Origin of the sequence: Pseudoduganella sp. OTU4001 (assembly GCF_038440195.1) — a bacterium.
Lineage (GTDB): Bacteria > Pseudomonadota > Gammaproteobacteria > Burkholderiales > Burkholderiaceae_D > Rugamonas.
On record NZ_JASATG010000035.1, the window covers coordinates 18,279 to 45,267 of the forward strand.

Here is a 26,989-nt window from a genome sequence, read left to right on the forward strand (position 1 = left end):
CTATGGAAACCAAATGGCTTGAAGACTTTATCTCGCTGGTCGAAACGAATAGTTTCAGCCGCTCGGCGCAGCTGCGCCATGTGACGCAGCCTGCTTTCTCGCGGCGCATCCAGTCGCTTGAGAACTGGCTGGGCATGGACCTGATCGACCGCACCTCCTACCCGACGCGCGTGACGCCGGCGGGGCTGGTGTTCTACGAACAGGCGCTGGAAATGCTTAGCCAGATCAACGGCGTGCGAGAACTATTGCGCGGCAAGCGTGCAGCGGCGCAGAACAGCATCGACCTGGCGGTTCCGCATACCTTGTCGCTGACCTTCGTGCCGAAGTGGATCACGCAGCTCGAGGAGGAATTCGCGCCGATCAATTCGCGGCTGATGGCGCTGAACGTGCACGACGCGGTGCTGCAGCTGGTGGAAGGCGGCTGCGACCTGCTGCTGTGCTACCACCATCCGCGCCAGCCGGTCCAGCTGGATCCGGGACGCTACGACATGCTGGTGCTGGGGCGCGAGGCGCTGCGGGCCTATGCGCGCTGCGATAAGGCGAAGCAGCCGGAGTTTGTGCTGCCGGGGCGGAAGACTGCTCCGCTGCCTTTCCTTTCCTACACCACCAATGCTTACCTGGGGCGCATGGTCGACCTGATCGTGTCGGATGCGAAGCAGGCTTTGCATCTTGAGACCCACTACGAGACGGATATGGCGGAGGGCTTGAAGATGATGGCGTTGGAGGGGCGCGGGATTGCCTTCCTGCCCGAATCGGCGGTGACGCGCGAAGTTAAACAAAAGCTATTGGCGCCAGCCGACGGCGGGCGCGCGGAGTGGGAAATCGAGATGGAGATCCGGCTCTATCGCGAGCGGCCAAGCGCTGCACGGCCTGGCAAGGCGATTGTGGCAAGGCTTTGGGAGCATCTCGCAGAGCGGCAGAAGCCGGCTTCGGCGAAGCGGCGGTTGCCTGCGTCCGACCGCTGAACCCCGGTAAACCTGGGTACGACCCAAGGGTCGGACCCAGGCCGGCGGCGGGCGCGTATCGGGTCTGACCCTTGGGTCTGACCCAGGTTTACCGGGTTGTAGTTCGACTACCAAATCCAAGGTTATGCAAATTTTGCATAACCGGATGCGCACTCGGCATTGGCCTCCGGAATTGCACAGGAATAAGATTCGCCGCGTTACCGAACAACTCAAGCGAGTCACACAATGACCAACCACGCCTTGCCTTCCTACCTCAACGCCGACGATCTCGGTCCATGGGGCCAGTACCTGAAACAAATCGATCGCGTCACCCCTCACCTGGGCAACCTGTCCCGCTGGGTGGAAACCCTGAAGCGTCCAAAGCGCATCCTGGTTGTCGACGTACCGATCGAGCGTGATGACGGCACTATCGCCCACTACGAGGGCTACCGCGTGCAGCACAATATGTCGCGCGGCCCAGGCAAGGGCGGCGTGCGCTTCCACCAGGACGTGACCCTGTCGGAAGTGATGGCCCTTTCGGCATGGATGACGGTGAAAAACGCCGCCGTCAACGTGCCATACGGTGGCGCAAAAGGTGGTATCCGTGTCGATCCGAAGACCCTGTCCAAAGGTGAACTGCAGCGCCTGACCCGCCGCTACACCAGCGAGATCAGCCTGATCATCGGCCCGACCAAGGATATCCCTGCACCGGACGTGAACACCAACGAACAGGTGATGGCATGGATGATGGACTCCTACGCCATGATCGAAGGTAACCTGTCGACCGGCGTTGTAACCGGCAAGCCAATCTCGATGGGCGGCTCGCTGGGCCGTCGTGAAGCAACCGGCCGCGGCGTGTTCGTGACCGGCCGCGAAGCGGCTGCCAAGCGTGGCGTTGCCATCCAGGGCGCACGCATCGCAATCCAGGGCTTCGGCAACGTGGGCGGCATCGCTGCCAACATGTTCGCAGAAGCTGGTTCCAAGATCATCGCTGTACAAGACCACACCGGCACCGTGGTGCACCAGGGCGGCCTGAATGTCGCTGAACTGCACAAGCACGTAGCGGAAACCGGCGGCGTCGCTGGCTTCGCAGGTGCCGAAGCAACCCAGGACCGCGATTCCTTCTGGGGCATCGAGTCCGACATCCTGGTACCGGCAGCGCTGGAACAGCAGATCACCGCCAAGAACGCAGGCCAGATCCGCACCAAGATCATCCTGGAAGGCGCCAACGGCCCGACCACTCCGGAAGCGGACGACATCCTGAACGAAAAAGACATCCTGATCGTTCCGGACGTTCTGTGTAACGCCGGCGGCGTGACCGTGTCCTACTTCGAGTGGGTGCAGGACTTCTCCTCCTTCTTCTGGAGCGAGGAAGAGATCAATGCACGCCTGACCCGCATCATGCAGGACGCGTTCAACTCCGTGTGGGAAGTGTCGCAAGAGAAGAAGGTTTCGCTGCGCACCGCAACCTTCATCCTGGCATGCACCCGCGTGCTGGCTGCCCGCGAAGTTCGTGGCCTGTACCCATAATCACACTCAAGCACGGGCGCCCGCGTAGCGCCCTGCAAAGCACGCCCGCTCAGGCTAAACTGGCCTGTAGCGGGCGTTTTTCGCAGAACACAAGGAGAAGCAGCATGAGCAGTCTTGAACAAAAGGCACTGGAATACCATAAAGCCGGCACGCCCGGCAAAGTGGCGATCGCAGTGACCAAGAGCGTGGCCAGCCAGGACGACCTGGCCCTGGCCTACTCGCCGGGCGTAGCGGCGCCTTGCGTCGAAATCGCGCGCGATCCGGCGCTGGCCTATGAATACACCGCCAAAGGCAACCTGGTGGCCGTGATCACCAACGGCACCGCGGTGCTGGGCCTGGGCAATATCGGCGCGCTGGCCGGCAAGCCGGTCATGGAGGGCAAGTCCATCCTGTTCAAGAAATTCGCCGGCATCGATTCCTTCGATATCGAACTGGATGAAACCGATCCGGACAAGCTGGTCGACATCATCGCCGCCATGCACCCTACTTTCGGCGGCATCAACCTGGAAGACATCAAGGCGCCGGAATGCTTCTACATCGAGCGCAAGCTGCGCGAGCGTTTGAGCATCCCAGTATTCCACGACGACCAGCACGGCACCGCCATTGTGGTCGGCGCCGGCATGCTGAACGCCGTTGAGATGACCGGCCGTGATATCGCCAACGTGAAAATCGTGTGCTCCGGCGCCGGCGCGGCGGCCATCGCCTGCCTGGAACTGCTGGTGGATATCGGCGCGCGCAAAGAGAACATCTTCGTCTGCGATTCCAAGGGCGTATTGAGCAAGGCCCGCAACCTGACCGGCGAAAAAGCCGACTGGGCGCAGGACACCACGGCCACCACCCTGTCCGACGTGATGGAAGGCGCCGACGTATTCCTGGGCGTTTCCGGCCCCGGCGTACTGTCGCAAGCCGACGTGCAGCGCATGAAGAAGCAGCCTATCGTCTTCACCCTGGCCAATCCCGAGCCGGAACTGCGCCCCGAGCTGGTGCGCGAAGTGGCGCCGGATGCGATCATCGCCACCGGCCGTTCGGACTACCCGAACCAGATCAACAACGCACTGTGCTTCCCATACCTGTTCCGCGCTGCGCTGGACTCCGGCGCCACCACCATCAACTGCGAAATGAAGCGCGCCTGCGTGACCGCCCTGGCCGGCCTGGCGCGCAGCGATGCCCGTTTCGGCAAGGACTACGTGGTACCAGGCCTGCTGGACGACCGCCTGCTGCCGACCGTCACGCCGAAGATCGCCCAAGCGGCGATGCGCAGCGGCGTGGCCCGCAAAGAGCTGGACATGACGGCCTATTTCGAGCGCCTCGAGGCGCTCGGCAAGACCCTGCTGTAATCAAACCCCCAGCACGTAGCGTTCGCTGCCCATCCGGCGGGTGGCGAATGCTACCGCTGCTGCGGCCAGCACCAGCGGCAAGGCGCAGGCCAGCAGGTAAGGCGTGGCGCCCAGCTTGGTGCCCATGGCCAGGCCCTGGAACAGGGTCTGGTTGCCCAACAGCGGCACCGCATACATCCAGTTCTGGGTGTTGAGTTCCAGCGCGGGTACGATAAACACCGGCAGCATCGGGATGAACGTCACCAGGCCGGCGGTGGTTTGCGCTTCCTTGAAGGTGCGCGAGTTCATCGCCATGGCGATCTGCAGGGCGCCCACCATCAAGCACAATGGCAGCGCGGTGGCAATCACCAGCAACAGCGTCGGCGTATCAACGCGCCACGACAAGCCAATCTCTTCCAGCGGCAGGTACTTCAGCACCGCGTGCGCCACGCCCAGCTCGAATGCCAGGCCGATCGCGGCCAGCGCGGACGCAGCCAGCCACTTGCCCGCCACCAGGTCGAAGGCGCTCATTGGCTGGGAAATCAGCACTTCCAGCGAACGGCGCTCACGCTCGCCCGCCGTGCTGTCGATCGCCAGCGACAGGCCGAAGACCAGGGCCGGAACGAAGAACATGCCGAGGAAGAAGCCGATGCTCTTGTTGGCGCGCGTGCTGCTGTCGGCCGTATCGAAGCGCTGCAGCATCAGCGGCGACAGCGTGGCCGGCGAAACGCCGTGCGCCAGCAGGCGGGCGCCGGCGACATTGCTGCCGTATTCGCGCAGCATGGTCTCCAGCTCGCGGCGCTGGGAGGCTTTCTCCACCGAGGAATCGAACCACAGCTCGATTGGGGCCGGGCGCAGGTCTTCGTAGTATTCGCCGAATTTATCGCCCAGCTTCAGCACGGCCGTGAACTTCTTTTCAGCCAGCAGCTTGCCGATCTCGGCTTCGCCCATGGCGTCCTGCTCGGTGATGTTGACGTTCTTCTGGCGCAGGTAATTGGCCAGGTTCGGCGCCTGCGCGGCGCCGACCATCACCATGTCGATGCCGGTCTTTTCCGTGCGGGTGCCGCGCTGGATCTGCGTATGCAGCATAAAGCCCACCAGCGCCGGGTACATGAACACAAACATCAGCAGCAGCTTCAGCGTGCGCCCATCGCGCCAGGCTTCGGTCAGCTCTTTTTTCATTACAACCAAGTATTGCGGCATCATGCTGCGATCCCCTCTTCCGTGCCGACCAGGTGGACGAAGGCGTCCTCCAGGCTGGCGATTCCAGTTTGTTCACAGAGCTGCGACGGCGTGCCTTGCGCCACCGTGCGGCCGTTGGCGATGACGATCACGTCGTCGCACAAATGCGTCACTTCCTGCATCACGTGGGTGGCCAGGATGATGCAGCAGCCTTCCTCGCGCAGCTTGACCAGGGCGCGGCGCAGGGCGCGCGTGCTCATGACGTCAAGGCCGCGGGTCGGTTCGTCCAGCAGCAGGTTGCGCGGGCTATGCAGCAGCGTGCGCGCCAGGGCGACCTTGATGCGCTGGCCTTGCGAGAAACCCTTGCAGCTGCGCTCCATGAATTCGCCCAGGCCAAGCAGCTCGGTCACTTCCTCGATGCGGCGCTTGATGGCCGGCTTTTCCATGCGGTTGATCTGGCCGAAGTACTCCAGGTATTCGCGCGTGGTCAGGCGTTCGTACAGGCCGAATTGGTCGGTTAGCAGGCCGATGCTGCGGCGTGCGCCCATCGGATCTTGATCCGGATCGACGCCGTCGATACTGACCGCGCCGCGGTCGCGCTTGAGCAGGCCAACCAGGGTGCGCATCAGCGTGGTCTTGCCGGCGCCGTTAGGGCCGAGCAGCGCGGTGGCGCGGCCATCGGCGACACTGAAGCTGACGCCGGACAGTGCGGAAAAGTCGCCAAAGCTTTTATGTACGTCTTCTACGTGGATCATGTATGCATCCTTTCAAGGTTTGGCGCCGGCGTGGCCAAGCTGGAACGGTACCGGTGCGATTTCTTTCAGGCAGGCGGTGTCCACCTCCGCTTCCGGCTTGTCGAGGAATTCGCGCATCAGGCGCGGCATGCAGCCCAGGCGCGACACGCCGTGGCCTGCGTTGCTGACCACCACATGCTTGGCCTTGGCCATGGCTTTGGCGGCGCTTTCGGCGCGGCGCGGCGGTGTGACCGGGTCCTGGGCGCCGGACAGCAGCAGCGCCGGCGCGGCAATCTGGCTGGCCGGCTGCGTTTGCGCGGCCGGCACTTTCAGCAGCGGGCAGATGGCGGCGATACGGCCGGCGTGGCCGCGCAGGAAGGAGCCGCGTTCATCGGCAACGCGCGCTTCATCGGTCAGGCGCGGGATGTCTTCGCTGCACACCACGGCCAGGTAAAGCGGCATGGAGAGCAAGCCTTCCGGTGAGTAGTCGCTGCCGGCGTAGGAGCGCGCCAGGAACGGGCCCCAGTTGCCTTCATACGCGTTGTGGATGATGTAAGGCAGGCGCTGGCTGTCCTGCGGCGAATACAAGGTGGAATGGATCACCGACACAAAGCGCAGGTTGGTCAGCGGCAGCTGGATGCGCTTCAGGTTGCGCGGGTGGGTGAAGTCCAGCTTCACCGAACCGGCGTTGACGCGCGCCAGCAGCGTTTCAAACTCTTTCGCCAGTTGCGGGTAGGCCTGGGCGCAAGCCTTGTCGTCGGCGCAGCGCTTGAAGATGCCTTCCAGCGCCTGCTGCGCGTCCTGCGCGGCGGCTGGAATCACCTGCTCCGGCGCGGCCACGCCGTCCAGGATCAGGGTGCGCACGCTGTTCGGATAGCTGCGGGCATAGGCCTGTCCCAGGCGGGTGCCGTAGGAACCGCCAAAAATATTCACCTTGCCGTAGCCAAGCGCCAGCCGCACCTGCTCGATGTCGGCGGCGGCATTGGCGGTGCTGTACAGGCCAAGCGGATGCTTGATCGCCGACAGGCACTTGGCCACCGCCTGGTTCAATTGGCCGTCGGAACCGGCGTCGTCAATCTGGTCGCCATCGCAACGCAGCTTGCCGGACAGGCCGGTGCCGCGCTGGTCGATGAAGACGATGTCGCGCGTGGCGCGCATGCGCTTGAAAGTCGTGTCCAGCAGGGCCACCACGTCGGAACCGGCTTCACCCGGGCCGCCCGCCAGCACGAATACCGGATCGCTGTTCGGCACCGGGCGGAAAGACGGCGCCACTGCCACGTGCAGCTTGAACTGGCCGGCATCCTTGCGCTGCGGGTCCAGCGGCACATTGATATCGTGGCAGCGCAAGGCTTCCTCGCTGCCGCGCAGGTGGCAGCCGCGCCCCGGCTGGGCCGCCGCCTTGGCGTCGATCGCCAACAGTGCAGCCAGCGTAAGGACGAGCGCCGTCCATGAAATACGCAATTTCATTAGAAAACTCCTCGGGTAGAAAAAAGTGTGGGGGCGTCAGCCCTTTGGACTACTCAAACTTCGCAAGCGTTTGACCAGCCGCGCGATGCAGTAGAAGCAGATTGAGTGCAGGCCCAGCACCGCGGCCACCGCACCGGGCCTGCCGCTGCGCAGCTGGTCCACTGTGAGCGGCAGCTGCAACACCAGCGGCACCACGAACAGCCAGATCAGCTGCTTGTAGCGGCGGCCCATGGACTCGATATCGGTGAAGATCTCGGGCGAACGCACGGAGCCGACCGGTGCGCGCCAGACGAACCAGCCCAGGAAATCATCGACACGCTGCCAGCCGGCGTCTTCGAACAGCTGCAGGTAGTGCGCGTCGGCGCGGGTCAGGCGGAAGTCGATACGGTAATTCACTTCGGCCGGCTCGCCGCGCTCGAAGATAAAGATGGTACGCAGTGCGTGGATGCTTTTCAGGTGCAGCCCTTCGCGCGCCATCTGCTCCAGCCAGCGCTCAATCACATGGTCTGCATCATCCCAGAACCACCGAATTTTCCAGACAAGCTTCTTCATATATCGGTCATCGCTATATCGATGTCCGATATATTATCATTTAAATAAACGATGTCAATGCCCCTTGCGTCGATTAATCCAGTCATTGACAACGCGTTCCAACACGGTCATCGGCAAGGCGCCGTGGCCCACGATCTCGTGGTGGAATTCTTTCAGGTCGAACTTGTCGCCCAGCTCCTGGCGCGCGCGTTCGCGCAGACCTAGGATGCTTAGCATCCCGACCTTGTAGGCCAGCGCATGGCCGGGCGTCACGATATAGCGCTCCACTTCGGCGGTGACTTCCTTCTCCCCCATGCCCGTATGCTCCACCATGTAGTCGATGGCATCCTCGCGCGACCAGCGCTTGTAGTGGATGCCGGTATCGACCACCAGCCGCACCGCGCGCATCATTTCGTCGCGCAGGCGTCCCAGTTGGTCCAGCGGCTCCGGTGTCAGGCCCATTTCGGAGGCCAGCCGCTCGGCGTACAGCGCCCAGCCTTCCTGGTAGGCGGAGAACGATATGATGCGGCGGAAGAACGGCACACCCTGCATCTCCTGCGCCAGCGATACCTGGAAATGGTGACCCGGCATCACCTCATGGAACACCGTGTTGCGCATGCCGAAGCGCGGAATGTCGGCCATCGAACGCATATTCGCGTAGAACACCCCGGGCCGGGTGCCGTCCAGCGCACCGGGAATGTAGTAGGCGCTGGGCGCGGTGGCAGCCGATTCAGGCGGCGCCTGGCGTACGTCAATGGCGGCTTTGGGATGCGCATCGAAAACGTTCGACAGCTTCTCGTCGGCCTCCCTCATGATGGCGCGGTAGTCGGCCAGCATGGCCTTGCGGCCCTGCTCCGTGTCCGGATAGCGGTATTGCGGATCGCGCAGCAGGCGCTGCATGCGCTCGCCGACACTGCCCTGCTCCAGCCCCTGCTGCTTCAGCAGCCGGTCCATGATGCCGGCCACGCGGTCGACATCGGCCAGCCCCAGTTCATGCACGCGCTGCGGCGTCAGGTTGGTCGAGGTATGGTGGCGCACGCACCAGGCGTAGTATTCGTCGCCATCCGGCAGCGACCAGGCGCCGTCGTTGCCGGACACGCGTCCCTGCAACTCGACAAAGTGGCGTATCAGCTCCGCGTAGGCCGGATAGACGCTGTTCTGGATCGCCTTGGCCGCGCCCTGCAGCAATTCGGCGCGCACTTTCTCGTTCATATCCGCCAGCGGGATGGCGTCCAGCTTGGCCTTGAAGCTGGTGTACAGCATGTTCTCGCGCGCCGGGCGGCCGGCAAAGCCATGCATCTGCAGCAGCACCTTCTCCACCAGGAATTGCGGCGGCAGGATACCCGCCGCTTCCTGCGCACGCAGGAACTCCAACAGCTGCTCGAACTTGCGCGGGAATTTCTGCAGGCGCGCGATATAGTCCTCCGCCTCGCTGCGCGTGTTGACCTGGTGCACGTCGGCCAGGAATTCGGGCAGCGCGCTTTGCATGCCGTGCATCTGGTTGACCGGGAAATCGTGCAGGTAGAAGCGTCCGCCTTCGATCTTGTCGGACAGGTAGTAATGCAGCGTATCGTAGGACAGCTGGGCCTCGCCCTTGAGCGCATTGCGGTCGTAGCGGTCCAGCATGGCGAGGTTGTCCTGCATGTCCTGCAGGATCTCCTGGCGATGGGCGGGCGATTCATCGTCCAGCTGCGTGCTGTGGAAATCAAGCCAGCCTGGCAGCACGCGCAGCTTCGACATCATCTCCGGACTTTTCAGCGCGGCCGATGCGAAGGCGCGCATGTAAAACCATTCAAGCTTGAGCGGCTTCGAATACCAGGTCTGGGTCGCCAGCACGGCGACCGCGCACAGGGAGGCCGTGGCCCCGGTCAGCGCCCATACCGCAATTTTTTTTGCATTGATCTCCATGCCGGGAATATTACAGTATCATCGCCGTTTGCCAGCGACCAAACTGGCAGATTTGATAACAGACCGGAGATCCCGAATGACCTTACGCCTGCTGGTACTGGGCGCTGCCGTTGCAGCCGCCACCAGTGCAGTTGCCGCCCCGCGCGGCCTGACCATCGAAGACCTGGCGAGCATGGACCGCGTCGGCAGCCCTGCGCTGTCGCCGGATGCAAGCCGCGTGGTGTACACCGTCCGCGCCACCAATATGGACAAGAACCGCGGCATCACCCAGCTGTGGATGATCGACCTGAAGGCTGCCAAGCCGGCGCCAGTCCAGCTGACCCAGCACGATGCCAGCAGCAGCCAGCCGCAATGGTCGGCTTCGGGCGACGCCGTCTACTTCGTGAGCAGCCGCTCCGGTTCCGCCCAGGTGTGGCGCCTGCCGATGAATGCCGGCGGCGAAGCGGTGCGCGTGACCGACTACCCGGTCGGCGTGGAGAGCTTCCGCCTGTCGCCGAAGGGCGACCGCCTGGCCATGGCCTTTGAAGTCTATCGCGACTGCGCCGACCTGGCCTGCACCAAGAAGCGCCTGGACGACAAGGCCAAGAACAAGGCCACCGGCATGCTGTACAACGAAATGTTCGTACGCCACTGGGATACCTGGGCCGATGGCCGCCGCAACGTGCTGTACTCGGCGCCGGTCGACGCTTCCGGCAAGGCCGGCGCTGCGGTCAGCCTGAGCGGCTCGCTGGACGGCGACGTGCACTCCAAGCCATTCGGCGGCGCCGAAGACTACAACTTCAGTCCTGACGGCCAGAAGATCGTGTTCGCCGCGCGCGTGGCGGGCAAGGCCGAATCCTGGTCCACCAACTTCGACCTGTACGAAGTGCCGGCCGCCGGCGGCGCGGCCCCGCGCAACCTGACCGGCGAAAACCCGGCATGGGACGCCAAGCCTGCCTTCTCCCCGGACGGCAAGACCCTGGCCTACCTGATGATGAAGCGCCCAGGCTTTGAAGCCGACCGCTTCCACATGGTGCTGATGGATGTGGCTACCGGCAAGAAGCGTGTGCTGGCGCAGGATTGGGACCGCTCCATCGCCGACTACAAATGGCGCGATGACGGCAAGGCCCTGCTGGCCAATGCCGACGATATCGGCAACCACCGCCTGTTTTCGCTGGATGTCGCATCCGGCAAAGTGACTGCGCTGACCGGCAAAGGCTATGCCGGCGATTTCCACGTGCAGAAAGACACCGTCGTTGTGGCACACGCTTCGCTGGCTGGCGGCGCGCAACTGGTCAAGTTCAAGACCGAGGGCGCCGAGCAGAAGGGCAGCCAGCTGACCTGGGCCAACGCCGATCGCCTGAAAGACGTGAAGATGGCCGAGTTCGAGCAGTTCTCGTACAAGGGCGCCAACGGCGAAACCGTCTACGGCCATGTGATGAAGCCTTGGAACTACGAGCCTGGCAAGAAATACCCGGTTGCCTTCCTGGTGCACGGCGGCCCACAGGGCAGCTTCGGCAACAGCTGGAGCTACCGCTGGAATCCGCAGGTGTATGCCGGCGCCGGCTACGCGGCCGTGTTCATTGACTTCCACGGTTCGACCGGCTACGGACAGGCCTTTACCGACTCGATCAGCGGTGACTGGGGCGGCAAGCCGCTTGAAGACCTGCAGAAAGGCATGGCGGCAGCTGTTGCCAAGTACGACTTCCTGGACGGTAAGAACGCCTGCGCCCTGGGCGCCTCCTACGGCGGCTTCATGATGAACTGGATCGCAGGTAACTGGAGCGATGGCTTCAAGTGCATCGTCAACCACGACGGCATCTTCGACCAGCGCGGCATGGCCTACGCTACCGAAGAACTGTGGTTCACCGAATGGGAAAACGGCGGCACCTACTACGCCAACCCGCAGAACTACGAGAAGCACAACCCGGTACACCACGTAGCCAAGTGGAAGACCCCGATGCTGGTGATCCAGGGCGACCTGGACTTCCGCGTGCCGACCACCCAGGCACTGGGCACCTTCGCCGCCTTGCAGCGCCAGGGCATCGAGTCCAAGCTGCTGGTATTCCCGGACGAGAACCACTGGGTCCTGAAGCCTGCCAACTCGATCATGTGGCACAAGACCGTGATCGGCTGGCTGGACGACCACCTGAAGAAGTAACCCCGCCCCTATTGCGTGAGCGGTGCGCTGCGCACCGCTCACGAATTCCCAGCCGGCGCGGCAATCAACCGTGGAATAACTGGGCGTCGGTCCAGCCGGTATAGCCCACCAGTGTCACATCCACCGATTCGCCGGGATGGTTCTTGTAGACGAATTGCAGGACCGTCGACTCCTTCGAGCCATTGCCATCCGCGTCCGCCAGCGCAAAGCCCTTGTACACCAGGTTTTTGGCGAACTTCACCATGTCGTCGCTGTCAAAGCCGGTGAACTTGTTGCGGCCGTTGATGGTGCTCAGCCCATGGTTGACCATAAACGTGGTCGATACCGCAGCCGCGGGCGCCTCGGCCACAGGGACCTCATTTGGCGGCACCGCCGGTTCGTCGACGCCCAGAATAGTGACATTGATGGTCGCGGTGGCCGTGCCATCCAGCGACTTCACCACCAGGCTATCGGTCCTGGTATCGCCGGTATTCAGCGCCTGCACATTCGCATCGCCATTACGCAGCGTATAGGTCCATGCCCCGCTCGCCTGCACAAAGGTAAATTCGCCGTAGACGCCATGCAGCGCCGCCGCATCGACAGCGGCAAAATGCGCCTCATCGTGATCGACATCGCTCACCAGCAAAGTCCCGGAGCCGGCCAGCACGCCGTCTTCCTGCACCTGCGCCGCCATATCGCCCGTGATCGTCGCCAGGTCATTGGCGCCAGCCAGTTCCAGCGTCACATTCGCGGTACTGAGCGCGCCATTTGCCATGCGCACTGTGTACAGGAAGCTGTCGCTCATGGTCTCGCCCGCGTGCATCGACTGCAGGAGCGCTGCGATGGCCGCCGCGTCATACAGCACCATGCCGCCGCCGATGGAAACCGTGGCCCCCAGCGCCGACAGGCCGCTGGAAGCGACCGGGAACAGTCCATGGGGATCGGCGCCGGCAACGGCCTGCCACATTGAATACAGGGCGGCGGATCCGGGGTCATTGGGCAGCACGTCCAGGCTGCCTTGCAGGTGGTCTTCAGTCAGGCCGGAAGCCGCGCTGGTAAAGGAATCATCCTTGGCTGCCCCGGTTTGGTCTGCAACATTGTTATTTGTATTATTGCCTGGCATTTTTGTTCTCCTTACCCAGCTCTACAGTTCATCATAGGCCGGGTTCAGGATTATTCAAATGCACATGTGCGGAATCCGTTAAAGATGTCGTCTCGCTCAGGCAAGTAGAAATTGCGGAATTTGGCCGAACCAAGCCGCGATGGCGTAGCGAAGGAAGCGCCGCGCAGCACCTGGTGGGTGCTGAACCACGGCGCCGAGTATTCGCGGTAGCGGTCCGCCGTGAAGCCCGGATACGGCTCGAACGGCGACGCCGTCCACTCCCACAGCTGCCCCCAGCGAAACGCCGGATGGCCGTGCAGCGCCGCATACTCCCATTCCATTTCCGTCGGCAGGCGGCGGTTGGCCCAGGCGCAATAGGCCTGCGCCTCATACAGGCAGACATGGCGCACCGGTTCATGCGCCGACAAGGTGGTCAGCCGCCCGAAGCGCATGGTGCGCCACTGGCCGTTATCGCGCCGCCAGTAGCGCGGCGCCGAACGCTCCTGCCGCAGCAGCCAGTCGGCGCCGGCATTGCTCCAGTACTCGCGGCGCTCGTAGCCGCCATCCTCCACGAAGTCCGCAAACTGCGCATTGGTGACCAGGGTGGCGTCCATGCGGAACGGCGCGACGTAGCAAGGGTGCGCGAATTTCTCGTTATCGAACACGAAGCCGCCGCCATCGGCGGGACTGCCCAGTTGCAGCGTACCGCCCGGGAAAGCCAGGTCGCCCGGTGCGCCGGATGCACGCTCGTCGTGGGTCAGGTGCGCCGGCGCTTGCAGGCCCAGCGTTTGCAGCGTGTACAGGAAGGCTTCGCCGTGCATGTCCTCATGCGCCAGCGCCAGGCGGTAAGGGTAAAGCGCTTCGTCGGTGTTCGGTTCGCGCGACAGCTTGTCCAGGACGCGGTCCAGCACCTCGTGGCAATAGGTTTTCACGCCGCCGGTGCTGGGCAAATCCAGGCTCCAGCGGCTGCGGTGCGGCACCATGTTCGAGTCGAACCAGTCATCGCCCTTGCGCAGCAGCGAGGCATACAGCGCGTCGGCCGGATGGCTCGACACCGCCTCGCGCAGGATGAACCATTCCGCAAACCAGGCCGTATGGCCAAGTTCCCACAACGGCGGATTGACGATGCGCAGCTGCGGCACACGCATCGCGGCATCCATTCCGGCGGCGGCAAAACATTCGAAAAGGCTCAGCGTATAATTGCGCGCAGCCTGCAAGGCGTCGGCAAGTTGCTGCGTACGGGCGGTCCGGAACGAGGCATGGATGGCGTTCATGGGTCGATTGTAGCGATATTTGAGCAACACACCAATGAGCAAACAGACTATCTGCATCGTCAGCCCGGCGCTGGCACAAGCCAACAACGGCAATTGGCAAACCGCGCGCCGCTGGGCCCAGTTCCTGCGCACGCGGCATAACGCCACCATCGCCACCGACTGGCCCGGCCAGCCCGCGTCCGAGGCCCTGCCCGCCGCGCCCGACCTGCTGATCGCGCTGCACGCACGCCGCTCCGCCGCCCCGCTGGCGCGCTTCCGCGCCGCCCATCCCGCGCGCCCGGCAGTGCTGGTCCTGACCGGTACCGACCTGTACCGCGACATCCACAGCGACGCCAGCGCCCAGGCCTCGCTCGAGCATGCCAGCGCGCTGGTCCTGCTGCAACCCGCCGGTCTCGCCGAGCTGCCGCCACACTTGCGTGCCAAGGCACGAGTGATCTACCAGTCCGCCCCAGCCCTGCAGCCCGCCGCCCGTCCCGCCGCCCCGCGCCACCACGACATCCTGATGGTCGGCCACCTGCGCGAGGAAAAAGACCCGCGCACCTTCATGGCGGCGGCAAGCCTGGTGCACGCGGCAAGCGCCCGCCTACTCCACATTGGCGGCGCCCTCGACCAGGCGCTGGGCGACGCCGCCAACGCCACCGCAGCGGCCGCGCCCAACCGCTACCAATGGCTCGGCGCACTGCCCCACGCCGAAACCCGCCAGCGCCTGAAACACGCCCACGCCATGGCCATCTGCTCGCGCATGGAGGGCGGCGCCAACGTCATCATCGAAGCCGTGACCAGCGGCGTGCCTGTGCTGACCAGCGATATCAGCGGCAACCGCGGCATGCTGGGCGACGGCTACCTCGGCTACTTCCCGCCCGGAGACGCCGCCGCCCTGGCCGCACTGATCGACCGCAGCATCCGCGATCCAGCCTGGTACGCGGTGCTGCGCCAGCAATGCGCCGAACGCGCCAGACTCTTCACGCCCGAGGCCGAGCAGGCAGCCCTGCTCGACTTGGTGGATAATCTGCTCCATACGAACAAATAGGCCCAATCATGAGCACTGAACCAATCAAACTGACCTCCTTCTCCCACGGCGGCGGCTGCGGCTGCAAGATCGCGCCCGGCGTGCTGTCCGAGATCCTGAAGAACACCAACGGCTTCCCGGTACCGAAGGAACTGATGGTCGGCATCGAAACCGCCGACGACGCCGCCGTCTACAAGCTGAACGACGAACAGGCCCTGATCGCCACCACCGACTTCTTCATGCCCATCGTCGACGACCCGTTCGACTTCGGCCGCATCGCCGCCACCAACGCCATCTCCGACGTGTACGCCATGGGCGGCACCCCGATCATGGCGCTGGCCCTGGTCGGCATGCCGGTCAACAAACTGCCGATCGAGGTGATCGGCAAGATCATCAAAGGCGGCGAATCGATCTGTAACGAAGCGGGCATCCCGATCGCCGGCGGCCACACCATCGACTCGGTCGAGCCGATCTACGGCCTGGTGGTACTGGGCCTGGTCCATCCATCGAAAGTAAAGCGCAACGCCGACGCCAAGGCCGGCGACGTACTGGTACTGGGCAAGCCGCTGGGCGTGGGGGTGCTGTCCGCTGCGCTGAAGAAAGGCGTGCTGGGCGACGAAGGCTACAAGGCCATGATCGACAACACCACCAAGCTGAATAAGCCAGGCAAGGCCCTGTCCGAACTGCCGGGCGTGCACGCACTGACCGACGTCACCGGTTTCGGATTGCTGGGCCACCTGCTGGAACTGGCGCGCGGCGCCAAATTGACCGCCAAGCTGGATATGTCGCAGATCCCGCTGCTGCCGGGGGTTGAAAAACTGGCGCACGACGGCTTCTTCACCGGCGCCTCCGGCCGCAACTGGGACGCCTACGGCAAGGATGTGTTGCTGTCGCCAAACATCACCCAGCCGCAGCACACCCTGCTGACCGACCCGCAAACCTCGGGCGGCCTGCTGGTCTCCTGCGACCCGGCCAGCGTTGACGAAGTACTGGCCCTGTTCCGCAGCCACGGCTTCGAACACGCCGCCGTGATCGGCGAAATGGCCGCCGGCGAACCGCGCGTCCAGGTCGCAGCATAATCACCATGCTGACCCGGCTCGCACTGTTCGACGAATTGATTGAGCAGCACGCGCCGGCTATCGGCAAGGATTTGACCGCGTACCGCAACCACTGCTACCGCATGGTCAACTTCGCCCATGCCCTGGCAAGCGGCGACCAGGACCAGCTGGACAAGCTGTCCATCGCCGCCGCCTTCCATGACATCGGCATCTGGACCCACAGCACCTTCGACTATTTGCCACCCTCCGGCCAGCAGGCACGCAATTGGCTGGCCCGCAACGGGCGCGCTGCCTGGGCCGATGAAATCGCGGACATGATCGCCGAACACCACAAGATCACAGCTTGCGCGCCACATCATACTGCGCTGGTGGAAGCCTTCCGGCAGGCCGACTGGATCGACGTTAGCTTCGGAGTGCTGCGCCACGGACTGCCACGCAGCTTCATTCGCCAGGTGCAGGCCGCCTTTCCCGATGCCGGGTTCCACCTGCGGCTGCTCCAGCTAAGCGCCCGGCGCGCGCTGCGCCACCCGCTCAATCCATTGCCCATGATGCGCTGGTAGCTTCGGCGGGCATCCGTAGCCACTTGACCCTACATCAGAAAGCGGAAGGTAGGTTCGATATTCTTCGAATGGAGGAATTTGACGATATCTTCCAGCGTTGCATCCTTTAGCAGCAAGCCGTCCTGCGCAGTTGCCGGTGCCGGTGACTGCGCAGGCGCCGCAGGGCGCAGCCGCGCCTCAGCCTGCGCCAACTGCTCCCCGCCAATGCTTTCAAGGCCATCCAGTAGCGCCAGCTGCCCTGCCTCTGGCGGCTGCATTTCAAGCCCCTCATCACCGGCGAACGATGCCCCCATGCCAGGATGGATGAAGGCCGCCCACTTTCCGCTGGACTGGTGCAGGAACGGCGGCAACGCCAGTGCATTGCCAAGCGCCGTTGCCGGCTGTTCGGCTTCGGGACAATAAGCGGCGTAAAGCAGCTTGGCGAATTCCTGCGCGTGCTGCTCCGGCAGCGGCTTCTCCAGCGACAGCCAGAGCCCATATGCCCCGTCGCCGGAGATGCTTACCGCCGGCGCTGGCAAGCCCAGATCCTCCTGCAATGCGTTGGCAACTGCGCACAGGCGCTCCCAGTGTCCAGTTTCAGCGTCGCCCGGCAAGCGGCGGAACGCCAGAGCAATCGCCCTCGTCTCGCCGGCCGCGCCGCCGGAGGCCAGATAGAGCCGTTTCAATTCTGAATTCAGTTTTTGCATGGCGCTTATTGTAACGGCGCGCGCACCGGCGTCTGGTGCAGGATCACGCGGCTGTAGGTGTCCTGCACGCCGGCACGGTCACGCAGGGTATCGATCAGGCGCAGCAACTGTGCCTGGTCCTTGCACGCAACGCGCAGCAAGCCATCGTAGTTGCCCGTCAGGAGGGCCACTTCCAGCACGCCCGGAATCGTCTTCACGATTTCCTCGAATTCATGGGTATTCATGCCCGCCTTCAGCTTGATGTCGATATAGGCTTGCAGGTGCAGGCCAAGCGCGGCGTGGTCGACGCGCGCTTCGAAAGCCAGGATCGCGCCATCGGCGACCAAACGCCGCACGCGGTCCGCCACCGTGTTGGCGCTGAGGCTTACGCGCTCGCCTAAATCCTTAAAACTTATCCTCGCATCATCGCGCAAAAGCTCGATTATTTCTCGATCAATCTTATCCATGTCCGATTTTTCCTCGCCAACGAACGCATTCTAGCATTGGAAAGTGCGAAATCATCGCCAACGCCGCCAAAGATTTTTCCTTGACAATGCCAAATCCGGTGCCGTACATTGCAAGACATGACCTCGCATTTGCACATCTCTGCACACCTGCCAGGCGCCCTACACCTAGGGGCGCTACTACTGGCACGCGCCTGAATTTCCCCTGGCAGTACCCCGCGCCGGCCGCCACTGCGCCGCGCTCCCAGAATCAAAAAATTTGAAAATCACAGGAGTATCACCATGATGTTGAAGAACCCTGCCGCGAAATATCGTCCATACCCGACCGTCGGCTTGACCGACCGCACCTGGCCGAACGCCGTCATCTCCAAGCCGCCAATCTGGATGAGCACCGACCTGCGCGACGGCAACCAGGCGCTGATCGAGCCAATGAGCGTGGAGAAGAAGATCAAGTTCTTCGAACTCCTGATCAAGGTGGGCCTGAAGGAAATCGAGGTAGGCTTCCCTTCCGCATCGCAGACCGACTTCGACTTCGTGCGCAAGCTGATCGAAGAAAACCGCATCCCGGACGACGTCACCATCATCGTGCTGACCCAGGCGCGCGAAGAACTGATCCGCCGCACCGTGGAATCGTGCATCGGCGCCAAGCGCGCCATCGTCCACATGTATAACTCCACCGCACCGGTCTTCCGCAAAGTGGTGTTCGGCGCCAGCCGCGAAGAAATCACCGCCATCGCCACCGAAGGCACCAAGCTGGTAAAAGAACTGCTGGCCCAGCATCCGGAAACCGACTGGACCTACGAATACACCCCGGAATCGTTCTCCACCACCGAGCTGGATTTCGCCAAGCACATTGTGGACGCCGTCTCCGCCATCTGGGAGCCGACCCCGCAAAAGAAGATGATCGTGAACTTGCCGGCCACCGTCGAATGCTCGACCCCGAACATCTACGCCGACCAGATCGAATGGATGTCGCGCAAGCTGCAGCGCCGGGACTCCATCATCATCTCCGTGCACCCGCATAACGACCGCGGCACCGGCATCGCCGCCGCCGAACTGGCCGTGATGGCAGGCGCCGAGCGCGTGGAAGGCTGCCTGTTCGGCAACGGCGAGCGCACCGGCAACGTCGACCTGGTGACCCTGGCGCTCAACCTTTACACCCAGGGCGTGCACCCGGGCCTGGACTTCTCCGACATCGACTCCGTGCGCAAGATCGTCGAAGAGTGCAACCAGCTGCCGGTGCACCCGCGCCACCCTTACGTGGGCGACCTGGTATTCACCGCCTTCTCCGGCTCGCACCAGGACGCGATCAAGAAAGGCTTCGCCAAGCAGCAGGACGGCGCGCCATGGGAAATCCCATACCTCCCAATCGATCCGCAGGACGTGGGCCGCAGCTACGACGCCGTCATCCGCGTCAACAGCCAGTCCGGCAAAGGCGGCATGGCCTACCTGCTGGAGCAGGACTACGGACTCGAACTGCCACGCCGCCTGCAGATTGAATTCAGCCGCGCCGTGCAGAAAGTGGCCGACCAGACCGGCCTGGAAATCACGTCCGAAGGCATCTACCAGATCTTCGAACGCGAATACCTGGGCCAGACTACGCCTTACGCCTACGCCTCCCACAAGATGGTGGAAGACAGCTCCAGCGACGAACCGGTGCAGATCGACATTGGCCTGATCCACAACAAGGCCGCCATGTCGCTGCAAGGCGGCGGTAACGGCCCGATCGACGCCTTCGTCGACGCACTCGGCCTCGACGTCACGCTGATGGACTACCACGAACACGCCATCGGCCACGGCGCCAACGCCAAGGCGGCCTGCTATGTGGAGCTGCGCCTGGATGGCGGCCCTACCCTGTTCGGCGCCGGCATCGACAGCAATATCGTCACCGCCTCCTTCAAGGCCGTGCTGAGCGCGATCAACCGCCAGATTGCCGCCAGGGTGGAAGCTCCGGCAGCAGCCCATGCGGGGGGCTGAAGCCGCAGTGTGAATGCCCCGGGGCATGGTTTGGTTGCCACATTTATAATACAATGAGCACTACATAAAAAACCATGCCCCGATTCACCCGAAATGTCCAATACCGCAGCAAGTTTTTCCGCTCTCCATACCGGCGTCACGCCCTCCTCTAACTTCCGCGACTACTTCTACGTTTTCTCGCAGTCCGTCCTGCCCGATGGCAGCGTGATCGGGCTTGGGCCGAACTCGATTGTCCGGATCAACCCGGACGGCACCCTGCATTCTGAAACCAGGCAGCCAAATAGCGTCCAGTCCGGTATCAACGGCGGCTTTCTCAACGTGCAGGACAAGGGTTTCAAACTTATGCCCGACGGCAAGATTGTCGTCGCCGGCAACTGGGAATCCTTTACGGTTAGCGGCGAGAGTAACCAAAGCGGCTTTGGCCTCTACCGCTTGAATGCCGACGGCACCCTGGACACCACGTTTGCCAAGGGCCAGGGTTATGCCACCACCAATCCAGGCAAAATCGACAATGCCGTCGGCATGCTGATGACGCGCGATGGCAAATTTATCGTCATCGGCAATTCGGGCAGCGGCGATATCAAAGATCAGCCAAACAACTTTATCGCCATCAGCCGCTTCACCGCCAAGGGCGAAGTGGACCTAAGCTTCGGCGACAAGGGCTCGGTCCTTATCCCGGAAACAAATGTCGAGTTCAAGAGCATGCTGCTGCAAAGCGATGGCAAGATCGTGGCTGCCGGCTGGCATACCTATGGCCCAGACAACTGGATCCAGGCTGTCATTTATCGTTTCAATGCTGACGGCACGCTGGACCAGTCTTTCGGTGATGGAGGCCATACGGCGTTTGGTTTCGACTCGCCGATTGCGAGCATCCAGTCGCTGGCGGTTCAAGCTGACGGAAAAATTGTCGCCGCCGCCTCAACCCCCGCAGGCGATCACGCATCGGGTTTTGGTCTCGTACGGTTCAACCCGGACGGCACGCTGGATACCGAATTTGGCAACAACGGCAAGGTCACGGTCTATCCTGGCCCGAGCATGTCCGCAGCAGAGATGCAGGATGGCTTATACGCCAACGCCTGGGCGAGCTCCATGGTGATTCGCGAGAACGGCAGCATCGTGGTTGGCGGCACCATCAATACCTATGGCAAGGATACTTATATCGGCAATCAGTTCACCATGATTTCAGTACGCCCGAATGGTGAGCTCGATACCACGTTTGGCAAGAATGGTTTTGCGGTCACCGATCTTCAGCGGGGAAATTACTCTTCCGTAGGGAGCATGGTGGAAATGCCGGACGGGCGCCTGTTCATTTCCGGCTCCGGCTGGGGCTCCCCGTTCTCCATCTACAGCTTTAACCAGGACGGATCGCGCGACCTGACCTTCGGCGCCAGCGCCGCAGGCACGCAGAACCAGGTCGCCTACCGTGAAGGCCATGCGGCGGTCAGCCTCAATCCCGGCATCATCCTGCACGACAACGAACTCGCGGCGAGCAATTACCAGGGTTCGAGCTTGACCTTGCAGCGCAAAGGCGGCGCCAACGCAGCCGATATCTTTGACGCCAAGCTCACCATCGACGGCGTGGTCATCGGCACTGCCACGCAGGACAAGGGCAGCTTGCGCATCGACTTCAACGAAAACGCCACCGAAGCGCTGGTCAACAAGTCTTTGCACAGCATCAGCTACCGCAACGCGGCCGACATCGCGAAAAACGAGACCGTGCAGGTCGAATGGACCTTCGTGGACAGCGGCGCGTTAAGTGCGAAAGCCACTACCGCCGTGGCAATCACACCGAACACCGTCGCACCGTGGATTGAGGCGCTGCTGGGCAATCACGCAGCGCCTGCGTGGAAGGAAGACCGCCTGTCCTACCTGGACGAAAACCACAGCCTGAGCATCGGCTTCGTCACCGATGGCAAGGCTGTGCCGCTGTCGCAATCGGACAAGGACCTGGTGAATGGCCTGCTGAACGCCATCGCAGCGGTGGCCGACATCAAACTGAATACCAATGAAACGCCGGGCAGCGGCAAGCTGGAAATCCATTCTTCCGCTGAATTGGTTGCCGGCAAAATGGCCTACGCGGGAATGTCAGCCACCGGCGCCGACCTGTATATCGGCAAGCCCACCAGCAGCACAACCATCCGTGGCCTGCTGCCGGAGCTGAACCGGGACCTGCTGCACGTGCTTGGACTGGAGGGCGACAACACCGCCAACAGCAGCCTGGATCCGCTGCGCACCGCGGCACTGCAATACCTGTACGGCCCCCGCAGCACGGCGCGCACCGGCAACGACACCTACAAGCTGAGCGAACTGCAGGCGAACTTCCTGTGGGATAGCGCGGGGCGCGACACGATTGACGCTACCGGCCTGGAAAAGGATCTCACCCTGCACCTCGAATCCGGCCATTGGGACTATATCGGCAGCCAGGGCAGCAGCATCACCGCGGCAGGCCAGATTACCGTCAACTACGGCAGCACGTTCGAGAACGCCACTGGGGGCAGCGGCAACGATCGCCTGTTCGGCACCATAGGCGCCAACGTACTGCGCGGCGGGGCAGGCAACGACGTGATCACCGGCTATGGCGGCGACGACAGCATCGATGGCGGCGCCGGCTTCGATGCGGTGGTCTTCCAGGGTAAGCGCGCGGACTACAAGGTCGAATCCATCGCCGGCGGCTATGCCATTACCAACAACGACAGCCGCGATACCGTGACCGGCGTCGAGCGCCTGCATTTCGCTGACAGCGCAATTGCGCTGGACATCAACGGCAGCGCCGGCCAGGTGCTGCGCCTGTACCAGGCAATTTTCAACCGCACCCCGGACCAGAAAGGTTTGGGCTTCTGGATCGATGCGCGCGACAAGGGCATGCCCCTGAACGATATTGCCGTCCATTTCACACAAGGCACCGAATTCAAGTTGCTGTATGGCGCAACGCCATCCAATGGGGATCTGATCGCCAAACTGTACGAATACGCTTTGCACCGCGCGCCCGATGCCGGCGGTTTTGCCTTCTGGCAGGGCCTGATGGACAAGCAACAGATAACCCTCGGCGAACTGCTGACCAACTTCAGCGAAAGCCCGGAGAACTACGCCCAGGTGATCGGATCGATCCAAAAAGGTATCGCCTACACTCCTTGGGTTGCTTGATAAAAGTCGCCAAACTGATAGTTCCTCATTCGGGGCGGCGGTGTACGCCGGCCCGCCCCACCCTCTTCTTGCGGCGTTTGAATATACTGGTAAATCGTTTTCCAGCCGCCGGAAGGAGCCGCCATGCGCATCGCCAACCTGAAAATCGGGACCCGCCTGGGATTGTGTTTCGCGATTGTCTTCGCTTTGATGACAATGCTGATCGTGGTCGGCAGCCAGCGGCTGTCGAGTATCGGCGATCTCAGTTCCACCATTATCGACAAGGACTGGGTCAAGGCGGATGCGGCCGCCACCATCACCGCCACCACGCGCGCCAATGCGGCGTTGGTGCTGCAGCTGCTGCTGGTCACCGATGCCAGCCAGTCGGCTGAACTGCGCAAGCAGGTCGAGCGCAACAAGACCATCATTACCGAAGCGCTGGCCACGCTGGACAAGCTGGTCTACCTTCCCGCGGGGCGTGAGCTGTTGAACCAGGTGACCACCGACCGCGTGGCCTATGTCCAATCGTTCTCCGGCGTGCTGAAATTGCTGGCCGATGGCCAGCGCGAACAAGCCACCCAGCGCGCCATGACGGAAACCATGCCGCGCCTGGCCAAGCTTCAGGGCACGGTCGAAAAGCTCGGCGACCTGCAGGACAAGATCGTGAGCACCAATGGCGCCGAGATCAAGAAGCACATCAGCACAGCGCTTGTCATGATGATCGCGCTTGGCGTCGCGGCCATCCTGCTCGGCGTCGCCTGCGCCTACTGGGTGACGCGCTCGATCACGCACCCGATCAACTATGCGCTGCAGGTGGCGCGTGCGGTTGCTTCGGGCGACCTGACGAGCCAGATCAAGGCCAGCACCCAGGACGAAGCGGGCCAGCTGCTGCATGCCCTGCGCGACATGAACGAAGCGCTGTCGCAGATCGTCGGCCAGGTGCGTAACGGCACCGTGGCGATTGCGGCCGCCTCCAACGAAATCGCCACCGGCAATCTGGACCTGTCGGCGCGCACCGAGAACCAGGCTTCGGCGCTGGAGGAAACCGCCTCCTCGATGGAGGAACTCACCTCCACCGTCAAAGCCAACGCCGACAACGCGCGCGAGGCCGACCAGTTGGCCACCTCGGCCTCCAGCGTGGCCCAGCGCGGCGGCGCCGTGGTGTCGCAGGTGGTGACCACCATGGATTCGATCAACGATTCCTCGCGCAAGGTGGTGGATATTATTTCCGTCATCGACGGCATCGCTTTCCAGACCAATATCCTGGCCTTGAATGCGGCGGTGGAAGCGGCGCGCGCCGGCGAGCAAGGGCGCGGCTTTGCCGTCGTCGCCAGCGAAGTGCGCAACCTTGCGGCGCGTTCGGCCAGTGCCGCGAAAGAGATCAAGGAACTGATTTCCAACTCGGTCGAGCAGGTCGATGCGGGCGCCAAGCTGGTCGCCCAGGCCGGCACTACGATGGAGGAAGTGGTCGCATCGGTGCAGCGCGTGACCAGCATCGTCGGCGAGATCTCGATTGCCACGCGCGAGCAGACCGACGGCATCGAGCAGATGAATATGGCGATCATGCAGATGGACCAGGGCACGCAGCAGAATGCGGCGCTGGTCGAACAGGCGGCTGCTGCCGCTTCGGCGATGAGCGACCAGGCGGGCGAGCTGGAACGCCTGGTGGCGCGCTTCCGCCTGCCGGGCGACCACACTGCGGCGCCCACCAACCGGCTGCCGTCGGCTGCAGCCCGTCCGCGCCCACGGCTGGCGGCTTAGCGCGCCAGGCGGATGCCGGTGAATTGCCAGCGCGAGCTGGCGGGGAAGAAATTGCGGTAGCTGGCGCGCGAGTGGCCTTGCGGGGTGGCGGCGCTGGAGCCGCGCAGCACGTACTGGTTCACCATGAATTTGCCGTTGTATTCGCCGATCGCCCCTGCCGCCGGACGGAAGCCGGGATATGGGGCGTAGCTGCTGCTGGTCCATTGCCAGCCGTGGCCGAACATCTGCGCCGGGCCGCCTGCGGCGGCGTGCTCCCATTCAGCTTCGGTCGGCAGGCGTGCACCGGCCCAGTGGGCATAGGCATCGGCTTCGAACAGCGAAATGTGCGTCACGGGCGCGTCCAGGTCGAGCGGCAACTGGCCGTGCATGGTGAATACGCTCCAGCCGCCGCCGTCGCGCCGCCAGTACAGTGGGGCGTCCAGGCATTGCGCGCGGATCCAGTCCCATCCCTCGGCCAGCCACAGGCCTGGGTCGCGGTAGCCGCCGGCCTGCATGAAGGCCAGGTATTCGCGGTTGGTGACCAGGCGCGCGGAGAGTTCGTACGGCTCCAGGTAGACCTTGTGGCGCGGCAGTTCGTTGTCGAAGCAGAAGCCGTCGCCGTGGTGGCCGATTTCGTGCACGCCGCCGTCAAAGCGCAGCCAGGCCGGGGACGCGCCAGCGGCAGGGCTGGCGGGAGCGGCGCCGCGCGGCGCGTAGGCTGGCGCCAGGGGATTCTGCGCCAGCAGGTGCTTGACGTCGGTCAGGATCAGTTCCTGGTGCTGCTGCTCGTGCTGCAGGCCGAGCGTCAGCAGCGCCGCCAGCCCGGCATCGCTGCCGCCGCGAGCGACCAGCGCGGCAATGCGCGCATCGACGTTGGCGCGGTAGCCGCGCACCTCCGCCATGGAGGGCCGCGTCAGCAGCCCGCGCTGGGGACGCGGGTGCTTGTCGCCGACGCCGTTGTAATAGGAATTGAACAGCACCCGGAACGCGGGATGGAAGGGCTGGAAGTCCGCTTCGAAGCGCTCCAGGATGAAGGTCTCAAAGAACCAGGTGGTATGCGCGAGATGCCATTTGACCGGACTGGCGTCCGGCATCGACTGCGCGCCGCAATCTTCGTCCGACAGCGGCGCCGCCAGCGCCATGGTGGCTGCGCGCACCTGGGCATAGCGTTCAGTCCAGAGGCTGGCGTCACGCATAGGCGGCTGCGGCGTGCATCACTGCGAACCAGCGTGCATCGTCCGTCCAGATGCCGTCGACGCGGAAACCCGCATCGGCCAGCAGCCTGCTGAAGCTCTCCACCGTGTACTTGTAGCTGTTCTCGGTGTGGATGCGTTCCCCTAGCGCGAACGAGCGCTCGCCGCCGGCCCATTGCACAGTCAGCGCACAGCGCGCTTCCAGGTGCATTTCAATGCGGCTTTCGGCGTCGTTAAAGAAGGCGACGTGGCGCCACTGCAGTGGATCGAAATTGGCCCCGGCCAGGTGGTTCAGGTGGCGCAACAGGTTCAGGTTGAAGGCGGCAGTGACGCCGATTGCGTCGTCATAGGCAGCATCCAGCACCGCCGGATCCTTGACCAGGTCGACGCCGATCAGCAGCCCGCCATCGGCGCCCACGTTTTCGCGCACCTGGCGCAGGAAGGCCACCGCTTCATGCGGGGTGAAATTACCGATCGAAGAGCCGGGATAAAAAAACTGACGGTGCGCTCGCGGCACCGACGCCGGTATCAACAGCGGTTGCGATAAATCAATTACCAGCGGCGTGATGTCAATCGCCGGAAAGCGCTGGCGCAGCTGGCCCACCGCCTGTTGCAAGAAGTCGCTGGAAATATCCACCGGCACATACTGGCGCGGCTGCAGCAAGGGAAACAGACTGGCCGCCTTGGCGCAATTGCCGGCGCCCAGGTCGATCAAGATGGCGGCAGGGCCCACGCAGCGCGCCATGGCCGCGCCGTGACGGGCAAAGATGCCGGCCTCAGTGCGCGTCGGGTAGTACTCGGGCAATTCGCAGATCGCCTCGAACAGGTGCGAACCAAGGCTGTCGTAGAAATATTTGGGCGAGGTGGACGCATGCGGGGCGAGCAAACCGGCGCTGATTTCGGCAATGGTGGCCGGATCGCCATGGGCGATTCCAGGCGGTGTGCTGCTCGTATCCGGCGCGACCATATGGATCGCAGCCGCGCGTGACAAGGTCATGGCTCAGGCTCCTGGGACATTTTTGCTATCATAGCTGAATATCCAAGACCAGGTACCGTGCCCTCGTGCGAGGCGTGCGGCTCGTCATTAACGTAA

21 protein-coding genes are annotated in these 26,989 nt (G+C 63.2%); 10 read left to right on the forward strand and 11 right to left on the reverse strand.

What is annotated here, in order from left to right; genetic code table 11:
- The first annotated feature begins 2 nt into the window (after positions 1-2).
- From AAHE99_RS22590 to AAHE99_RS22600, 3 genes are all read left to right on the forward strand, one after another.
- Positions 3-965, forward strand: a complete 963-nt coding sequence (locus AAHE99_RS22590) for a LysR family transcriptional regulator (RefSeq protein WP_342119630.1) — start codon at positions 3-5, stop codon at positions 963-965.
- A gap of 225 nt (positions 966-1,190) precedes the next feature.
- Positions 1,191-2,474, forward strand: coding sequence for a Glu/Leu/Phe/Val family dehydrogenase (locus AAHE99_RS22595; protein WP_342119631.1), 1,284 nt, complete (start codon positions 1,191-1,193; stop codon positions 2,472-2,474).
- Positions 2,475-2,578: 104 nt separating this feature from the next.
- Positions 2,579-3,811 carry a malic enzyme-like NAD(P)-binding protein gene (locus tag AAHE99_RS22600; protein WP_446728950.1) on the forward strand — a complete coding sequence of 411 codons (1,233 nt, stop codon included), beginning with the start codon at positions 2,579-2,581 and terminating at the stop codon, positions 3,809-3,811.
- Here AAHE99_RS22600 and AAHE99_RS22605 read toward each other — a convergent pair whose 3' ends face one another.
- The 5 genes from AAHE99_RS22605 to AAHE99_RS22625 are packed head-to-tail and all read right to left on the reverse strand — an operon-like array spanning position 3,812 to position 9,612.
- Positions 3,812-4,996 (reverse strand): ABC transporter permease, encoded by a 1,185-nt coding sequence (locus AAHE99_RS22605; RefSeq protein ID WP_342119633.1) that lies wholly within the window; start codon positions 4,994-4,996, stop codon positions 3,812-3,814.
- A complete protein-coding gene (locus AAHE99_RS22610; RefSeq protein ID WP_342119634.1) occupies positions 4,993-5,727 on the reverse strand; it encodes an ABC transporter ATP-binding protein in 735 nt (244 codons plus the stop codon). Before AAHE99_RS22610 ends, AAHE99_RS22605 begins: the two co-directional genes overlap by 4 nt.
- 12 nt (positions 5,728-5,739) lie before the next feature.
- Complete coding sequence (locus tag AAHE99_RS22615) at positions 5,740-7,173, reverse strand: alpha/beta fold hydrolase (protein WP_342119635.1); 1,434 nt, start codon at positions 7,171-7,173, stop codon at positions 5,740-5,742.
- Between the two features lie 36 nt (positions 7,174-7,209).
- Entirely contained in the window at positions 7,210-7,725 is a 516-nt protein-coding gene (locus tag AAHE99_RS22620; protein WP_342119637.1) for a DUF2812 domain-containing protein, read from the reverse strand.
- Between the two features lie 54 nt (positions 7,726-7,779).
- Entirely contained in the window at positions 7,780-9,612 is a 1,833-nt protein-coding gene (locus tag AAHE99_RS22625) for a DUF885 domain-containing protein (RefSeq protein WP_342119639.1), read from the reverse strand.
- Between the two features lie 76 nt (positions 9,613-9,688).
- On the opposite strand from AAHE99_RS22625, the gene AAHE99_RS22630 reads away from it, so the two are divergent.
- The gene (locus AAHE99_RS22630; protein WP_342119641.1) at positions 9,689-11,752 is read left to right on the forward strand and encodes a S9 family peptidase; all 2,064 of its coding nucleotides are present in this window, start codon (positions 9,689-9,691) and stop codon (positions 11,750-11,752) included.
- Positions 11,753-11,816: 64 nt separating this feature from the next.
- Here AAHE99_RS22630 and AAHE99_RS22635 read toward each other — a convergent pair whose 3' ends face one another.
- Positions 11,817-12,854: a VCBS domain-containing protein gene (locus AAHE99_RS22635; RefSeq protein ID WP_342119642.1), complete on the reverse strand. Its 1,038-nt coding sequence runs from the start codon at positions 12,852-12,854 to the stop codon at positions 11,817-11,819.
- Between the two features lie 50 nt (positions 12,855-12,904).
- Entirely contained in the window at positions 12,905-14,107 is a 1,203-nt protein-coding gene (senA, locus tag AAHE99_RS22640; protein ID WP_342119643.1) for a selenoneine synthase SenA, read from the reverse strand.
- Between the two features lie 34 nt (positions 14,108-14,141).
- Here senA and senB point away from each other — a divergent pair, with 34 nt between their 5' ends.
- From senB to AAHE99_RS22655, 3 genes are read left to right on the forward strand one after another with little or no spacing between them, the layout of a single operon-like run.
- Complete coding sequence (gene senB / locus AAHE99_RS22645) at positions 14,142-15,137, forward strand: selenoneine biosynthesis selenosugar synthase SenB (RefSeq protein ID WP_342119645.1); 996 nt, start codon at positions 14,142-14,144, stop codon at positions 15,135-15,137.
- An 8-nt stretch (positions 15,138-15,145) separates the two neighbouring features.
- The gene (selD, locus tag AAHE99_RS22650; RefSeq protein WP_342119646.1) at positions 15,146-16,195 is read left to right on the forward strand and encodes a selenide, water dikinase SelD; all 1,050 of its coding nucleotides are present in this window, start codon (positions 15,146-15,148) and stop codon (positions 16,193-16,195) included.
- Positions 16,196-16,200: 5 nt separating this feature from the next.
- Positions 16,201-16,734: an HD domain-containing protein gene (locus AAHE99_RS22655; protein ID WP_342119648.1), complete on the forward strand. Its 534-nt coding sequence runs from the start codon at positions 16,201-16,203 to the stop codon at positions 16,732-16,734.
- A gap of 29 nt (positions 16,735-16,763) precedes the next feature.
- Here the strand turns inward: AAHE99_RS22655 and AAHE99_RS22660 are convergent, their stop codons facing one another.
- Both AAHE99_RS22660 and AAHE99_RS22665 read right to left on the reverse strand, forming a co-directional pair.
- Positions 16,764-17,399, reverse strand: coding sequence for a hypothetical protein (locus AAHE99_RS22660; RefSeq protein ID WP_342119650.1), 636 nt, complete (start codon positions 17,397-17,399; stop codon positions 16,764-16,766).
- Between the two features lie 26 nt (positions 17,400-17,425).
- Positions 17,426-17,866 (reverse strand): Lrp/AsnC family transcriptional regulator, encoded by a 441-nt coding sequence (locus tag AAHE99_RS22665; protein WP_342119651.1) that lies wholly within the window; start codon positions 17,864-17,866, stop codon positions 17,426-17,428.
- A 279-nt stretch (positions 17,867-18,145) separates the two neighbouring features.
- Here AAHE99_RS22665 and leuA point away from each other — a divergent pair, with 279 nt between their 5' ends.
- From leuA to AAHE99_RS22680, 3 genes are all read left to right on the forward strand, one after another.
- Complete coding sequence (gene leuA / locus AAHE99_RS22670; protein WP_342119652.1) at positions 18,146-19,840, forward strand: 2-isopropylmalate synthase; 1,695 nt, start codon at positions 18,146-18,148, stop codon at positions 19,838-19,840.
- A 93-nt stretch (positions 19,841-19,933) separates the two neighbouring features.
- Complete coding sequence (locus AAHE99_RS22675; protein WP_342119653.1) at positions 19,934-22,984, forward strand: DUF4214 domain-containing protein; 3,051 nt, start codon at positions 19,934-19,936, stop codon at positions 22,982-22,984.
- Positions 22,985-23,107: 123 nt separating this feature from the next.
- Positions 23,108-24,724 carry a methyl-accepting chemotaxis protein gene (locus AAHE99_RS22680; RefSeq protein WP_342119654.1) on the forward strand — a complete coding sequence of 539 codons (1,617 nt, stop codon included), beginning with the start codon at positions 23,108-23,110 and terminating at the stop codon, positions 24,722-24,724.
- On the opposite strand, the gene egtB is transcribed toward AAHE99_RS22680, so the two are convergent.
- Both egtB and egtD read right to left on the reverse strand, forming a co-directional pair.
- Positions 24,721-25,899 (reverse strand): ergothioneine biosynthesis protein EgtB, encoded by a 1,179-nt coding sequence (gene egtB, locus AAHE99_RS22685; protein WP_342119655.1) that lies wholly within the window; start codon positions 25,897-25,899, stop codon positions 24,721-24,723. The genes AAHE99_RS22680 and egtB overlap by 4 nt on opposite strands.
- Positions 25,892-26,893: an L-histidine N(alpha)-methyltransferase gene (gene egtD, locus AAHE99_RS22690; protein ID WP_342119656.1), complete on the reverse strand. Its 1,002-nt coding sequence runs from the start codon at positions 26,891-26,893 to the stop codon at positions 25,892-25,894. The genes egtB and egtD overlap by 8 nt, the downstream gene beginning before the upstream one ends.
- Positions 26,894-26,989 lie beyond the last annotated feature (96 nt).

Coding starts and splice junctions, on each gene's coding strand:
- AAHE99_RS22590 (WP_342119630.1), top strand. CDS start 3: ATGGAAACCAAATGGCTTGAAGACTTTATCTCGCTGGTCGAAACGAAT.
- AAHE99_RS22595 (WP_342119631.1), top strand. CDS start 1,191: ATGACCAACCACGCCTTGCCTTCCTACCTCAACGCCGACGATCTCGGT.
- AAHE99_RS22600 (WP_446728950.1), top strand. CDS start 2,579: ATGAGCAGTCTTGAACAAAAGGCACTGGAATACCATAAAGCCGGCACG.
- AAHE99_RS22605 (WP_342119633.1), bottom strand. CDS start 4,996: ATGATGCCGCAATACTTGGTTGTAATGAAAAAAGAGCTGACCGAAGCC.
- AAHE99_RS22610 (WP_342119634.1), bottom strand. CDS start 5,727: ATGATCCACGTAGAAGACGTACATAAAAGCTTTGGCGACTTTTCCGCA.
- AAHE99_RS22615 (WP_342119635.1), bottom strand. CDS start 7,173: ATGAAATTGCGTATTTCATGGACGGCGCTCGTCCTTACGCTGGCTGCA.
- AAHE99_RS22620 (WP_342119637.1), bottom strand. CDS start 7,725: ATGAAGAAGCTTGTCTGGAAAATTCGGTGGTTCTGGGATGATGCAGAC.
- AAHE99_RS22625 (WP_342119639.1), bottom strand. CDS start 9,612: ATGGAGATCAATGCAAAAAAAATTGCGGTATGGGCGCTGACCGGGGCC.
- AAHE99_RS22630 (WP_342119641.1), top strand. CDS start 9,689: ATGACCTTACGCCTGCTGGTACTGGGCGCTGCCGTTGCAGCCGCCACC.
- AAHE99_RS22635 (WP_342119642.1), bottom strand. CDS start 12,854: ATGCCAGGCAATAATACAAATAACAATGTTGCAGACCAAACCGGGGCA.
- senA (WP_342119643.1), bottom strand. CDS start 14,107: ATGAACGCCATCCATGCCTCGTTCCGGACCGCCCGTACGCAGCAACTT.
- senB (WP_342119645.1), top strand. CDS start 14,142: ATGAGCAAACAGACTATCTGCATCGTCAGCCCGGCGCTGGCACAAGCC.
- selD (WP_342119646.1), top strand. CDS start 15,146: ATGAGCACTGAACCAATCAAACTGACCTCCTTCTCCCACGGCGGCGGC.
- AAHE99_RS22655 (WP_342119648.1), top strand. CDS start 16,201: ATGCTGACCCGGCTCGCACTGTTCGACGAATTGATTGAGCAGCACGCG.
- AAHE99_RS22665 (WP_342119651.1), bottom strand. CDS start 17,866: ATGGATAAGATTGATCGAGAAATAATCGAGCTTTTGCGCGATGATGCG.
- leuA (WP_342119652.1), top strand. CDS start 18,146: ATGATGTTGAAGAACCCTGCCGCGAAATATCGTCCATACCCGACCGTC.
- AAHE99_RS22675 (WP_342119653.1), top strand. CDS start 19,934: ATGTCCAATACCGCAGCAAGTTTTTCCGCTCTCCATACCGGCGTCACG.
- AAHE99_RS22680 (WP_342119654.1), top strand. CDS start 23,108: ATGCGCATCGCCAACCTGAAAATCGGGACCCGCCTGGGATTGTGTTTC.
- egtB (WP_342119655.1), bottom strand. CDS start 25,899: ATGCGTGACGCCAGCCTCTGGACTGAACGCTATGCCCAGGTGCGCGCA.
- egtD (WP_342119656.1), bottom strand. CDS start 26,893: ATGACCTTGTCACGCGCGGCTGCGATCCATATGGTCGCGCCGGATACG.